The organism is Lentzea sp. JNUCC 0626, from assembly GCF_043632865.1.
In the GTDB taxonomy this organism is placed as follows: domain Bacteria; phylum Actinomycetota; class Actinomycetes; order Mycobacteriales; family Pseudonocardiaceae; genus Lentzea.
This window is the reverse complement of sequence record NZ_CP171635.1, coordinates 7,790,878-7,803,786: the sequence shown is the minus strand read 5'-3', so window position 1 is coordinate 7,803,786 and position 12,909 is coordinate 7,790,878. Positions and strand designations below refer to the sequence as shown.

Sequence of the window (12,909 nt, the reverse complement as noted above, 5' to 3'; positions counted from 1 at the left end):
AGAGGTGCTGAGATCTTCTTCAGGGCACCTTCAGGGCGGTGAGCATGCCGCCCACCGCCGCGTGCCAGGGGTACTGCTCGGCTCTGGCGCGGGCCGCTTCGCGGGAGCCGGTGCGGAGCAGGGTGGTGGCGGCTGTGGCGAACGCTTCGGCGTGGTCCTGGACGGCGGCGCCGCAGGACGGTTGGACGATCTCCTTCAGGGCGCTGCTCTGGCTGACGACTACTGGCGTGCCGCTGGCGAGGGCTTCCAGTGCGGCCAGGCCGAAGGTTTCGTGCGGGCCCGGGGCCAGGGAGAGGTCGGCTGAGGCGAGCAGGTCGGCTACGTCCAGGCGGGACTTCACGAAGCCCAGGAATGTGACCGGGAGGTCTGCCGCTCGCTTTTCCAGGGCGGCACGTCTGGGGCCGTCGCCCGCGATGACCAGGCGTGCCGAGTGGCCCTGCTCGTGGAGTTCGGCGAGGGTGTCCACGGAGCGTTCGACGTGCTTCTCCGGGGAGAGGCGTCCACAGTGGATCAGCAGGCTTTCCCTGCCCTGCAAGAGGTCCTTGCGGAGATCTGCGGAGTGGCGGGCCGGGGTGAACGTGGTCAGGTCCACGCCGAGCGGGACCTGGGCGACGTTCGTGGCGCCGATGCGGTCGAACTCCTCGCGGGCGAAACCCGTCGTGCAGACGACCGTGTCGTAGGAGGCGGCCATGCGGCGGTTCGCCCAGTCCGCTGCTCGTTCGGCCGGGGTTTCCGGGAGCACGAAGCGGAGCAGGCGGTCGAGGCGTTCGTGGGAGATGACGATGTTCGGGATGTCGCGTTCGGTCGCCCAGGCGCCCATGCCGCGCAGGGTCAGGCGGTCGGAGACCTCCAGGCGGTCCGGTTTCAGGCCTTCCAGCAACGCCTTGACGCGCCACGGGTCGACCACCCGGTAGCCGCCGGTGTACGGGATCTTCAGCGCGGGCAGGGTGATGCGCCTCACGCCGCCGGCGAGTCGTTCGTCGGCGTGGCGGGGGCCGGGGACGACCAGGACCACCTCGTGGCCCAGCTGGGCGTACCCGGTGCCGAGGTGGTGCAGGGCGGTGCGCAGACCGCCCGACTTGGGCCCGTAGAAGTTGGCGAGCTGAACGATCCTCAAGCGGCCGCCTGGTGCGTTAGTCCGATCACGGCAGCGTAATGACCCATCAGCTGATCGCAGATCGCCGGCCACGTCCTGGTCAGGACGGACTTGCGGGCCGCGATGCCGAAGCGCTTGCGCAGCAGCGGGTCGCGCAGCAGGTCCACGTACTGGGTGATGTCCTCTTCGAACAGGTAGCCGGTGCGGCCGTGGCGGACCAGGTCGCGCGGGCCGCCCGCGTTCGGGGCGAGCACGGGCAGGCCGGTGGCCAGGGCTTCCTGGACGGCCTGGCAGAACGTCTCGTGCGGGCCCGTGTGGATGAAGACGTCGAGGGAGGCGTAGGCCTCCGCCAGGTCGTGGCCGGTGCGGAAGCCGAGGAACTCGGCGTTCGGCATGTCCTTCTCGAGCTGCTCGCGGTCCGGGCCGTCGCCGACGATGCGGAGCTTCACGCCGGGCAGGTCGTGGAGTTCCTTGAGACGGTGCACCTGCTTCTCCGGTGCCAGGCGGCCGACGTAGCCGATGGTCAGCTCGTCGTTCTGCCGGGGACGCGGGTGGAAGAGGTCGATGTCGACGCCCCGGCCCCAGCGGTGCACTCTGGGAACGCCGTGCTGCTCCAGGGCTTCCACCGCCGAACTGGACGGCGCGAGCGTGCGGTCCGCCAGCGTGTGCAGGCGCTTGGTCCACCGCCACGCCGCGCGCTTGGTGAGGCCCAGGCCGTAGTTGCCGGCGAACCCCGCCACGTCGGTCTGGTAGACGGCGACGGTCGGCACGTCGATCTTGCGCGCGGCTCTGAGGCCGTAGGCGCCCAGCACGAACGGCGACGCGAGGTGCACGACGTCCGGCTGGAAGTCGGCGAGGGCGTGCAGCACTCTCGGGCCCGGCACGCCGATGGGAAGACTCGTCACCAACGGCACGTCGACGGAGGGGACTCTGACGACGGGCGTGCCGTGGTGCTCGTCGGCACCCGCGCCGGGCGCAACGACCATCGCCTGATGTCCGTTGCGGCGCAGGTGCTCCAGGACCCGGAGCACCGAGTTGGTGACTCCGTTCACCTGGGGCAGGAAGCTCTCGGTCACGATCGCTACGCGCACAGGCACACCTTGAGGTGCTCGTATGAAGTCCGCGTGACGCGTGATTTGACGTGGACGGAACACCTCACGTCGTGGCCAGGTGATCGTCGATTCGTCATCTGCGCTTAGGTTCCCGGTCATGAGACGCGGTGAAACTAGGCCAGCATGACCGTCTTGTCGTCCCGTCCCGCGCACCCGGTAGACCCCGGCCTGGTGTCCATCGCGCTGGAAGTGGCCGGTCGCCTGGCGAACGACGCTTCGGACGTCATCATGGCCACCGCCGGCCGCGGCGTGCGTCCCGACTCCGACGAGTCGCCGTTCGACTGGGTCACCGACACCGACCGCACCCTGGAACGCCACACCCGGCGCGTGCTCACCGCGGAGTTCCCCACGATCCCGGTGTTCTGCGAGAACTCCGACGACGTCACCGGTGACTCCGAGTTCCGCTGGGTCGTCGATCCCGTCGACGGCACCGCGAACTACACGGCGGGCATGCCGTGGTGCGCCTACAGCCTCGCCCTGGTGGACCGCTGGGGCCCGGTGGTGGGGGTGGTCGCTGATCCTTATAGGTCGCAGATCTACGCCGCCGCACGAGGCCGTGGCATGCGCGCGAACGGCACGCCCGTGCGCCTCACCGAACGCCAAGGCGACTCTCTGGTCGTGTGCACCGAGATGACGCGCACGGGTCCATGGCCCGGCATGGGCGAGTTCATCTCCACGGCCGCGATAGCAGGCACGGGCGTGCGCGTCCTTGGGTCGAAGTGTTTGGCCGTGGCGCAGGTGGCTCTTGGCCACGTCGCTGCTGCTGTGCTGCACGGCTACCACGAGTGGGACGTCGCCGGTGCGGTGTCATTGGCCGTGGAGTCGGGTGCGGTCGTGCTCGACAGACGTGGTGCGGGTGCGTCGTTGCCGGTGGACGGCCTGCTGGTCGCGGCCCCGGACGTGGCCGACGAGGTGCTGTCGTGGTGGCAGTCGGCGCTTCAGGTCGACAGCTGAGGGAGCTGCTTCTCCAACACCTCGAGGTGCGTGCGCGCCTGGTCGAGCTCGGGGTGGTCGAACATCTGCAACGCCACCCGCCCGACCTCGTTCTCGAACGCGTGGAAGTCGTGCGTCGCCTTGAGCAACCGCTGGTAGACGGGGTGCTGCCGGTCCACCGCACCGAGTGCCCGCCCGAGCTGCGCGATGCCGCGCACGTCGTCGAGTTCGGTGGCGAGCTGCTCGCTGATGCGCTGCAGCCACTCCTTGGCGGGCGAGTTCGGCACCGTCTGCACGGCCGCGGCGACCCTGCGCGTTGATTCGGCGCACCGTTCGACCAGGTCGGACCACATGTCGTAGGGCTGCTGGGGGAACGGCGGGTGCATCGGGCGCACGGGGTGTTTCGGGCGCTGGGCGGCGTTGCGGATGGCGCCGACGACCGTGCCGACGACCGCTCCCGGGATGCCGCCGAAGAGGAAGGAGACGAAGCCGATGGCGATGAAGCTGATGAAGAAGGAGGACGACGTCTCGCTCGGGGTCGTCACTTCGATGACCGTGGTGAGGACGCCCATGAGCAGGGTGCCGATCAGGGCACCCCAGAGAGCTGAACGGACGACGACCATGACTTCGATGGTGCCACGTCCACCAGCTGTTCGTGAGGCGTCTGAGATCTCGGGCTGCTATCTATGCGTGCTATTGTTCTTCTTGTCGGTTCCAGTAGGAGCCGGAAGTGGACCCGGTTCACCCGCCGGACGACGGGTTGCCGGGTTTCGCGCTGTCTAGGGGCTTTCTGCCGCCGACACCTCGCTGATCAAGTCGCTGGCCCGCCTGCGCCAGTCACCGCCCGCGCCGTACGACCACGCGATCGCATCGCTGATCCACAGCAGCGGATCCTCAGTCGGCCGCAGGTGCTCGTACGTGAACGTTCCACCGAACTTGCGAATGCCGGCCGCGAGCACACGGCGATCGGCGGCGTCTTGGTGCTGACAACTTTCGAGCACGAGACGCGAAACGTCGAGTTCGACCAGCTTGGGAATCATGTCGAACAGGCACGCGGAGCGCGCGAGAGCATCGTTGTTGTGCTTGCACGCCCACACATGAGCGCGCACGCCGAGTGCGCTGATCTGGGCGAGCACTTCCTTGCGCTGGCGGTCACCCTCGTCGTTGAAGTGGATTCGGCGCTGTCCGCGCTTCACCAGGCCTCGCATGACCGATCGCATCGCATCGAGGTCCCGCGAACGAACGAGAGTCACCGCGACGAGGTAGGTCGCACCTCGGCGTGACTCGTCCACAAATCCATGCCACATGGACCATATGGTCTCAAAGGAGTAACGAGCTACTCCGATCAGGCGTCGAAGTCGACCGTGACGCACTCGCTGGTCGGCAGCGCCTGGCAGGTGAGCACGAACCCGGCCTCCACCTCGGACTGATCGAGCGCGTAGTTCCGCCGCATCTCCACCGTCCCCTCCGTGACGAGCGCACGGCACGTCCCACACACCCCGCCCTTGCAGGCGAACGGGAGATCGGCGCGCACCCTCTGGGCAGCGTCCAGGATCGGCTCGTCCGCAGGCAGCGGAAGGGTGGTCGACTTGCCGTCCAGCACCACGGTCACCGAGGCGGCCGCGTCGATCACGGCTTCCGCTCGGCGCGGTGGGGGCGGCGGCTCGTCGACGTAGAAGAGTTCGTGGTGGACGTGTTCGGGGGCCACACCTCGGTCGCGGAGCACGGCCGTGGCGTCCTGGACCATCTCGTAGGGGCCGCAGAGCCACCACTCGTCGATGGCGTCGAACGGGACCACGGACCCGAACAGCGCGGTGAGCTTCTCGGCGGTGAGGCGGCCGGTGAAGAGTTCCACGTCCCGGGGTTCGCGGGACAGGACGTGGATCAGCTGGAACGTGGCCGGGTAGCGGTCCTTCAGGTCGGCCAGTTCGTCGGCGAACATCACCGTGTTGGTGCTGCGGTTGCCGTACATCAGGGTCACGCGGGCGCCGGTGGCCAGCACCGTTGCCGCGATCGACAACGCCGGGGTGATGCCGGAGCCGGCCACGACCAGGCCGTGGTGGGTGCCGGTGCCGGTGGGCGTGAACTTGCCGAGCGGGGGCAGGACCTCGATCACGTCGCCGGGGACCAGGCGGTCCACCAGCCACGTCGAGAACTGGCCGCCGTCCACCCGGCGGACGCCGATGCGCGGGGCTGCGCCCACGGGGGCGCAGATCGAGTACGAGCGGCGTTCGTCGCCTTGGCGCAGGGTCAGGTACTGGCCCGCGGTGAAGGCGAAGTCGTCGGTCAGGGTCGCGGGGACGTCGAAGGTGACGGCCACGGCGTCGTCGCAGAGGCGGTCGACGTGCGCGACGGTGAGCTTGTGGAAGGCGGCTCGGCGCGACAACTCAGATCTCCTTGACGTGCTCGAACGGTTCGGCGCAGGCGTGGCAGCGGCGCAGGGCCTTGCACGCGGTCGAGCCGAAGCGCGAGATCTCCGAGGTGTTCGGCGAGCCGCACTGGGGGCAGGTGACCTGGCGGGACGGCGGGACCAGGTTCAGCGGGACCGGGCCCGCGGCTACCGGGCCGATGCGGGACGGGGGTGCGATGCCCGCGGCCGCGAGTTTGGAGCGGCCCTCGTCGCTGATCCAGTCCGTGGTCCAGGCCGGGGACAGCGACAGGCGCACCTCGACGTCGGCGAAACCGGCGGAGACGAGCGAGCGGCGCAGGTCGGCGCCCATCTCGTCGATCGCGGGGCAGCCCGAGTAGGTCGGGGTGATGGTGACCACGACGCGGCCGTCGTCGACGGACACGTCGCGCAGCACGCCGAGGTCGGCGAGCGTGAGGACCGGGAGTTCCGGGTCCCGCACGGCCGACGCGACCTCCAGTGCCGTCGTCACCAGACCGCTCCCGGCAGCGAGCGGTGCAGGTGCTGCATCTCGGCGAGCAGGTAGCCCATGGCCTCGGTGTGCACGCCGTCGCGGCCCGCCATGCCCGCGACGCGAGCCGCACGAGTGTCGGTCGGGCGCGTCAGGCCGGCGGCGTCCAGCACAGCGCCGAGCACACCGTCCACTTCGGACCGCAGCGACGCCGGGTCCACGGCGACACCGGCCAACGTGGCCTCGACGGCGTGCGTGGCGAACAGCTCGTCCACGAACGGCCACACGCGCTCGATGCCCGCCTGCATGCGGCGGTGCGACTCGTCGGTGCCGTCGCCGAGGCGAACGGTCCACTGAGCGGCGTGGTCGCGGTGGTACGCGAGCTCCTTAAGGCCCTTCTCGGCGATCGCCTTCAGAACGGGATCGGCCGAACCGCGCAGCCGCGAGAACAGGGCGAGGCGCCAGGAGGAGAACACCAGCAGGCGCGCGACGGTCGTCGCGAAGTCGCCGCCCGGGCCGGGGCCGCAATCGATCTCGGCCAGGTGCACGTTGCGGAACTCGCGTTCGTCGCGCAGGTACGCGAGCGAGTCCTCGTCGCGGCCGAGCACCTCACCGGCGCGCGTCAGCAGCATCCTGGCCTGGCCGAGCAGGTCCAGGGCGATGTTGGCGAGGGCGATGTCCTCTTCCAGCTCAGGCGCGCGCGAGCACCACTCCGACAGGCGCTGGGAGTAGATCAACGCGTCGTCGCCGAGCATCAGGCAGTACGCGGCCAGGGCTTCGCGGTCGACGCCCGCGGGGAACTCGCGGTCGACGCCGGTCAGGGCCTCCGAGAAGCCCGTTCCGAACGCCCAGTGCGCGTCCTCACCACCGAGCAGCGACTCGTAGGCGTTGTCGAAGCTCATAGGTGCGGCACGTCCTCGGGAATCGCGTAGAACGTCGGGTGCCGGTAGACCTTGTCGCCGGCGGGCGCGAAGAACGGGTCCTTCTCGTCCGGCGAGGAGGCCGTGATCGACGTGGCGGGCACGACCCAGATCGACACACCCTCGTTGCGGCGCGTGTAGACGTCACGGGCGTTGCGCAGCGCCATCTCGGCGTCCGGCGCGTGCAGCGAACCGACGTGCACGTGGTTCAGGCCGCGCTTGCCCCGCACGAACACTTCCCACAGCGGCCAAGACGTGCTCACGCGGCACCTTCCTTCACAGCGTTCTTGGCAGCGTGCGCGGCCGCGGCCTCGCGGACCCACGCGCCGTCCTCGTGCGCCTTGCGGCGGTGGGCGATGCGCTGCTCGTTGCAGACGCCGCCACCCTTGACGACCTGCCAGAACTCGTCCCAGTCGGGCGCACCGAAGTCGTACTCGCCGCGCTCTTCGTTCCACTTGATCTCGGGGTCCGGGAACGTCACGCCGAGGGCCTCGGCCTGCGGCATGCTCATGTTCACGAACTTCTGCCGCAGCTCGTCGTTGGTGTCGCGCTTGATCCGCCACGCCATGGACTGCTCGGTGTTCGTCGACTCGGCGTCCGGCGGGCCGAACATCATCAGCGCCGGCCACCACCAGCGGTTCACCGAGTCCTGGACCATGTCTTTTTGCTGCTGCGTGCCGCGCATCATCGTCATCAGCAGCTCGTAGCCCTGCCGCTGGTGGAACGACTCTTCCTTGCAGATGCGGATCATGGCGCGCGCGTACGGGCCGTACGACGTGCGGCACAACGGCACCTGGTTGCAGATCGCGGCGCCGTCGACCAGCCAGCCGATCACGCCGACGTCGGCGAACGTGAGCGTCGGGTAGTTGAAGATCGAGGAGTACTTCTGGCGGCCCTCGATGAGCTTGGTCGTCAGGTCCTCGCGGTCGGCGCCGAGCGTCTCGGTCGCCGAGTACAGGTACAGGCCGTGGCCCGCCTCGTCCTGCACCTTCGCCAGCAGGATCGCCTTGCGCCGCAGCGAGGGCGCGCGGCTGATCCAGTTGCCCTCCGGCTGCATCCCGATGATCTCGGAGTGCGCGTGCTGGGCGATCTGCCTGATCAGGGTCTTGCGGTAGCCGTCGGGCATCCAGTCGCGCGGCTCGATGCGCGCTTCGGCCTGCACGGTGCGCTCGAAGCGCAGCTCCAGGTCATCCGCCATGCCCCGATGTTACACCCGCGTGCCGAATCTGCGTAGAACTGTCACAACGGCGGCGATGACGATCCAGACGGACACGAGGAACGTTCCGACGGGGAGCAGGCTCAGCACCGCCGTCCGGCCCGCGACGCGCACGAGTTCGGGGTTCGTCTGGTCGTACTCGACCCTCACGTTGTCCCCGACGTTGAGTCCGGCCGGGTAGAGCACGCCTTGAGACGGGATGATCACGCGCCCGTCCGGTGTGGCGTAGCGCACAACCGTGCGGTTGAAGGCGACGGAGTCGACCTGCGCGACCGCCTGCCCCATCGACTTCTCGATGGCCACGTCGTCCCGCCAGCACGCGATCGGCAAGAGCACGCACACGAGCGTGATCACGCCACCGACGACGAACAACGTCTTGCTGGCCGCACGGCGGACGCGTACACCGCGGGGCGTCTTGGTCACTGCGTCCTCCACCACAACTGAGAAGTCTAGAGCCGGGCGGATGCCGCGCTTTCAGGTTGAGGTCCATACAGTCGGACTGTGACCTCTGCACCGACATCGCGAGCACGGCAGCGAATCCGCGTCCGGTCGAGGCGGGACACCGCCGGTGACCTGCTCGGACTGCTGCCGTCGCCGGAGCACGCCCTCGCGTGGGTGCGCGACGGGTCCGGCCTGGTCGGCTGGGGCGAGGCGGCGCGGTTCGAGGTCAGCGGCCCCGACCGGTTCGCGCAGGCGGACAAGTGGTGGCAGGAGTTCTGCGCGCACCTCGACGTGGACGACCCGCTGGGCGTGCCGGGCAGCGGGCCGGTGGCGTTCATCTCGATGGCCTTCGCGGACTCGCCGGGCGACTCGGTGCTGATCGTGCCCGAGGTCGTCGTGGGCCGCCGCAACGGCGAGCAGTGGGTCACCACGATCGGCGCCTCCGACCCGGCACCTCATGTCGCACCGTTGTCCCGGCCCACGTCGGTGCGCTACTCGAACGGCCAGCTGCCGGTCACGCAGTACCGCGAGGCCGTGCGCTCGGCCGTCGCCCGGATGCGGGCGGGCGACCTGGACAAGGTGGTGCTCGCCCACGACCTGCTCGCCGTGACGGATCGTGCCCTTGACCAGCGGTTCGTGTTGCAGGGCCTCGCGCGCCGGTACCCGGAGTGCTGGGCGTACGCCGTGGACGGGCTGGTCGGTGCCACGCCCGAGCTGCTGCTGAGGCGGACGGGTTCCGTGGTCGACTCACGGGTGCTGGCCGGTACGACGTGGCCGCACGACGGGATTTCGGACGAGGAGTTGGCTTCGGCGTTGATGTCGTCGGAGAAGAACCTCGAGGAGCACGACTACGCGATCCGGTCGCTCGCCGACACTCTGCGGCCGTTCTGCACGACCATGTCGGTCGAGGGGCCGTCGGTGCTGCGGCTGCCCAACGTGTCGCACCTGTCGTCCGACGTGATCGGCACGCTGGAGTCCTCCACCTCGCTGTTGAGGCTCGGGGAGGCGGTGCACCCGACCGCTGCTGTCGGCGGGACGCCCCGGTTGGACGCGACTCGGTTGATCTCCCAGTTGGAGGGGATGGATCGCGGGCGGTACGCCGGGCCCGTCGGGTGGATCGACGGGAACGGGGACGGGGAGCTCGGGATCGCCCTGCGGTGTGCGCAGATCTCGGGGTCGACGGCGCGGTTGTTCGCCGGGTGCGGGCTGGTGGCCGACTCGGATCCGGACATCGAGGTGCAGGAGGCGCACGCCAAGATGCGTCCAATGAGGGAAGCACTCGAAGGTCTCTGACCTAATTCGTCGCACAAGCAATTCCGGTCGACCACGAAACCGTGGTGAGAACCATCGACCCTGCGCTACGGTCGATTCAGCTCCCGACCGAGTCGGGTAGCCTGGGGAATTATTGGGGGTTTTCTCGTGCTGCGCAAATCAGGTTATGCTTTTGCGGTTTTCGCACTCCTGTTCACCGTTCTCACCCCAGCCGCGTCGGCCGCTGAGCCGCCGCGACTGGGTGGCGTGGGCGCCGATGCCGTCTGGTCCGTGCTGTACAACCGCGCCCACCCGGACTTCTGCCTGGCCAACCAGCATCCGAGGGTGTTCAACTTCGGCGGCTGCACCGGCCAGTACAACGACCAGTACTGGACCGTCAACGCGTACTCGCAGATCGTGAACTACCACCACGGCGGCTGCCTGACGGCACATGCCGCCGGCAACGTGTTCACGTTCGACTGTGGTCCGCGATTCCGCGACAGCCTGTGGAGAAATTACCAGGGAATCCCCGGAATGCTCGAGAACGTGGAACACCCGGGGCGTTGTCTGGCCGGGCACACCAATGGGAACGTCTTCCTCTTCACCTGCACGCCCGGATTCACCGACCAGTACTGGGGAGCCTACTGATCGACGGCTGACGCAGGGGTACCGCCTTGATCGGGAACCCCTGCGTCACCGGTCTGACTGTCCGGTTCGGCGAGGACGGCGGCCACGAAAGCGGCTCAGCCGTGCGGGCCGCCGCTGATGTAGATGACCTGGCCCGTCACGTAGTCCGCGTCCTCCGCTGCGAAGAACAACACGGCCCGTGCGATGTCATGGGGCGTGCCGACGCGCCCGCGCGGGATCGACTGGCGCATCACCTCGACGTGGTCGTCCAGGGTGCGGTTGCGGCGCTCGGCCGAACGCTTGGTCATCTCCGTCACGATCACGCCGGGGCCGATGGCGTTCACGGTGATGCCGTGTGGCGCGAGGTCCAGGGCGGTGGCGCGGGTGAAGCCCTCGATGCCCGCCTTGGCGGCGACGTAGTTGGCGCGGTCGCTGTCGACCAGGGCGGAGATGCTGGAGATGTTGACGATCCGGCCCCAACCCGCGGCGCTCATGGCCGGCGCGGTGGCCTTGAGCAACAAGAAGCTGCCGCGCAGGTGGGTGTTCACGACGTCGTCCCAGTCGGACAGGGGCATGTCGAGGACGTGGTTGTCGCGGGCGAAACCGGCGTTGTTGACCAGGATCTCGACCGGGCCCAGTTCGGCGACCACCTGGTCCACGGCCGACGTCACGGTGTCCGGGTCGCTGATGTCGGCGAGCACGGACAGCGCGGTGCCGCCGGACTCCCTGATCTGGGAGGCGACGGCGTGCACCGAGTCGGAGCGGTCGAGCAGGGCCACGCGGTGGCCCAGGGCGGCTAGGGCGGAGGCCGTTCCGGCGCCGATTCCGGAGCCGGCGCCGGTGACGAGTGCGACACGAGAGGTCATCTCTTGATCGTGCTCGTCACCGGGCGTCCGGGCCAACTGGTTACTTGTGGGCGTCCAGGAGCTGGTGGGTCAGGTCGATCTTGGCGCGCGACTTCGGGGCCACCGGCACCGAGAGGGACTTCGCGGCCACGTCAGCAGAACGGCCAGGGGCCTCGGCCGGCTTGCCCTTGGTGAAGAGCCAGGTCTGGAAGAGCTGGTCCAGCTGCTGACCGGAGACGCGCTCGGCGAGGGCGATGAACTCCTCGACCGTGGCGTCGGAGTACGTCTTCTCCGCGACCCAGGTCTTGAGGATCTCGAAGAACTTCTCGTCGCCGACGGCCACACGCAGGGCGTGCACGGCGAGGGCGCCGCGGTCGTAGACGGCGCCGTCGAACACGTTCGCGGCACCGGGGTCGCCGGGCAGCACGTTCCAGAACGGGTCGTCGGCCGCGTACGAGTCGTAGACGAAGTCGGCGTTCTCCTGGGCCGTGCCCTCACCGACGTGCTCGGACCACAGGAACTCCGCGTAGGAGGCGAAGCCCTCGTTCAGCCAGATGTCGCGCCAGTGGTGCACCGACACGGAGTCGCCGAACCACTGGTGGGCGTTCTCGTGTGCGACGACGTAGGTGTTGGCGCCGCGGCGGAAGAAGGCCGTGTCGTAGGTCGAGCGGGTCTGGTTCTCGAGCGCGTAGCCGAGGTTCGGGGTGACGACGCCGCCCTGCGCCTCGAACGGGTACGGGCCGAAGTTCTCCGCGAGGAACTCGACGACCTCTGGCGTGCGCTCGACGCTGGCCTTGGCCGCGTCGCCGTTCTCGCCGAGGCGCTCGGAGTAGGCGTTCACGACGGGCTGGCCGTTCGGCGCCGTGGCCTGGCGGATCTCGAACTGGCCGATCGTGAGGAACGTCAGGTAGGTGGCCTGCGGCTTGGTGCTGCGCCAGTTCCAGCGGGTGTAGCCGTTGATCTGGCGGGTCTGGCCGACGAACGTGCCGTTCGAGATGGCCTCGACGCCGTTCGGCACGGCGACGTTGACGTCGAAGGTGGCCTTGTCGGTCGGGTGGTCGTTGGACGGGAACCACCAGGAGGCGATCTCCGGCTCACCGATGGCCAGCGCGCCGTCGGGGGTCTTCGTCCACGCCGTGAACCCGTTGCGGTCCTTCACGGTCGACGGGCTGTCGGCGTACGTGACGACGATCGTGAGGTCCTGGCCCTTGCGGACGCCACCTCGCGGGGTGAGCGTGAGCTCGCCGTCGTCGGAGACGAACGACGACGGCACGTTGTTGACCCGCACCGACTTCACCTTGAGCAGGAAGTCGAGGTTGAACTGCGTCAGGTCCTGGGTGGCCTTCGCCAGGATCGTCGTGGTGCCGGACAGCTGGTCGCCGTTCGGGTTGTAGTTGAGCCTGATGTCGTAGTGGGAGACGTCGTACCCGCCGTTGCCGTAGGTCGGGAAGTACGGGTCACCGGCACCAGGAGCACCCGGAGACGCCGCCAGCGCCGTCCCCGCGAAGAGCGTCATCGCGGCCGCGGACGCCACCGCGGCCGTCGCCTTGGTTCTGATCGACATGCGGCGGACGCTATCCAGACGATCTTGGACGAGCCACCGACTTCCG

The 12,909-nt window shown here is 68.9% G+C and carries 15 protein-coding genes; 3 read left to right on the top strand and 12 right to left on the bottom strand.

From position 1 onward, the window contains the following. Nucleotides 1–19: 19 nt before the first annotated feature. A complete protein-coding gene (locus tag JNUCC0626_RS36185; protein ID WP_394615212.1) occupies nucleotides 20–1,117 on the bottom strand; it encodes a glycosyltransferase in 1,098 nt (365 codons plus the stop codon). After that, a complete protein-coding gene (locus JNUCC0626_RS36180; RefSeq protein WP_394615211.1) occupies nucleotides 1,114–2,187 on the bottom strand; it encodes a glycosyltransferase family 4 protein in 1,074 nt (357 codons plus the stop codon). Before JNUCC0626_RS36180 ends, JNUCC0626_RS36185 begins: the two co-directional genes overlap by 4 nt. A gap of 144 nt (nucleotides 2,188–2,331) precedes the next feature. On the opposite strand from JNUCC0626_RS36180, the gene JNUCC0626_RS36175 reads away from it, so the two are divergent. Continuing rightward, on the top strand, nucleotides 2,332–3,162 hold the full coding sequence (locus JNUCC0626_RS36175; protein WP_394615210.1) for an inositol monophosphatase family protein: 831 nt from the start codon (nucleotides 2,332–2,334) through the stop codon (nucleotides 3,160–3,162). On the opposite strand, the gene JNUCC0626_RS36170 is transcribed toward JNUCC0626_RS36175, so the two are convergent. From JNUCC0626_RS36170 to JNUCC0626_RS36135, 8 genes are all read right to left on the bottom strand, one after another. After that, entirely contained in the window at nucleotides 3,147–3,764 is a 618-nt protein-coding gene (locus JNUCC0626_RS36170; RefSeq protein ID WP_394615209.1) for a hypothetical protein, read from the bottom strand. The genes JNUCC0626_RS36175 and JNUCC0626_RS36170 overlap by 16 nt on opposite strands. Nucleotides 3,765–3,920: 156 nt before the next feature. Further along, the gene (locus JNUCC0626_RS36165; protein WP_394615208.1) at nucleotides 3,921–4,448 is read right to left on the bottom strand and encodes a hypothetical protein; all 528 of its coding nucleotides are present in this window, start codon (nucleotides 4,446–4,448) and stop codon (nucleotides 3,921–3,923) included. 38 nt (nucleotides 4,449–4,486) lie between these two features. Then, nucleotides 4,487–5,527 carry a 1,2-phenylacetyl-CoA epoxidase subunit PaaE gene (gene paaE / locus JNUCC0626_RS36160; RefSeq protein WP_394615207.1) on the bottom strand — a complete coding sequence of 347 codons (1,041 nt, stop codon included), beginning with the start codon at nucleotides 5,525–5,527 and terminating at the stop codon, nucleotides 4,487–4,489. 1 nt (nucleotide 5,528) lies between these two features. Next, entirely contained in the window at nucleotides 5,529–6,020 is a 492-nt protein-coding gene (gene paaD, locus JNUCC0626_RS36155) for a 1,2-phenylacetyl-CoA epoxidase subunit PaaD (protein WP_394615206.1), read from the bottom strand. Beyond that, on the bottom strand, nucleotides 6,017–6,901 hold the full coding sequence (gene paaC, locus JNUCC0626_RS36150; RefSeq protein WP_394615205.1) for a 1,2-phenylacetyl-CoA epoxidase subunit PaaC: 885 nt from the start codon (nucleotides 6,899–6,901) through the stop codon (nucleotides 6,017–6,019). The genes paaD and paaC overlap by 4 nt, the downstream gene beginning before the upstream one ends. Beyond that, nucleotides 6,898–7,182, bottom strand: coding sequence for a 1,2-phenylacetyl-CoA epoxidase subunit PaaB (gene paaB, locus JNUCC0626_RS36145; RefSeq protein WP_285645464.1), 285 nt, complete (start codon nucleotides 7,180–7,182; stop codon nucleotides 6,898–6,900). The genes paaC and paaB overlap by 4 nt, the downstream gene beginning before the upstream one ends. Continuing rightward, the gene (gene paaA / locus JNUCC0626_RS36140; protein WP_394615204.1) at nucleotides 7,179–8,117 is read right to left on the bottom strand and encodes a 1,2-phenylacetyl-CoA epoxidase subunit PaaA; all 939 of its coding nucleotides are present in this window, start codon (nucleotides 8,115–8,117) and stop codon (nucleotides 7,179–7,181) included. Before paaA ends, paaB begins: the two co-directional genes overlap by 4 nt. Nucleotides 8,118–8,126: 9 nt before the next feature. After that, nucleotides 8,127–8,558, bottom strand: a complete 432-nt coding sequence (locus JNUCC0626_RS36135; RefSeq protein WP_394615203.1) for a DUF3592 domain-containing protein — start codon at nucleotides 8,556–8,558, stop codon at nucleotides 8,127–8,129. Nucleotides 8,559–8,636: 78 nt separating this feature from the next. Between JNUCC0626_RS36135 and JNUCC0626_RS36130 the strand changes: the two genes are divergently transcribed. Together JNUCC0626_RS36130 and JNUCC0626_RS36125 are read left to right on the top strand one after the other, a co-directional pair. Beyond that, nucleotides 8,637–9,869, top strand: coding sequence for an isochorismate synthase (locus tag JNUCC0626_RS36130; RefSeq protein WP_394615202.1), 1,233 nt, complete (start codon nucleotides 8,637–8,639; stop codon nucleotides 9,867–9,869). 126 nt (nucleotides 9,870–9,995) lie between these two features. Next, nucleotides 9,996–10,475: a ricin-type beta-trefoil lectin domain protein gene (locus JNUCC0626_RS36125; protein WP_394615201.1), complete on the top strand. Its 480-nt coding sequence runs from the start codon at nucleotides 9,996–9,998 to the stop codon at nucleotides 10,473–10,475. A 95-nt stretch (nucleotides 10,476–10,570) separates the two neighbouring features. Here JNUCC0626_RS36125 and JNUCC0626_RS36120 read toward each other — a convergent pair whose 3' ends face one another. Beyond that, the gene (locus JNUCC0626_RS36120; protein ID WP_394615200.1) at nucleotides 10,571–11,320 is read right to left on the bottom strand and encodes an SDR family NAD(P)-dependent oxidoreductase; all 750 of its coding nucleotides are present in this window, start codon (nucleotides 11,318–11,320) and stop codon (nucleotides 10,571–10,573) included. Between the two features lie 40 nt (nucleotides 11,321–11,360). Continuing rightward, nucleotides 11,361–12,863, bottom strand: coding sequence for a M1 family metallopeptidase (locus tag JNUCC0626_RS36115; RefSeq protein ID WP_394615199.1), 1,503 nt, complete (start codon nucleotides 12,861–12,863; stop codon nucleotides 11,361–11,363). Nucleotides 12,864–12,909: the final 46 nt, after the last annotated feature.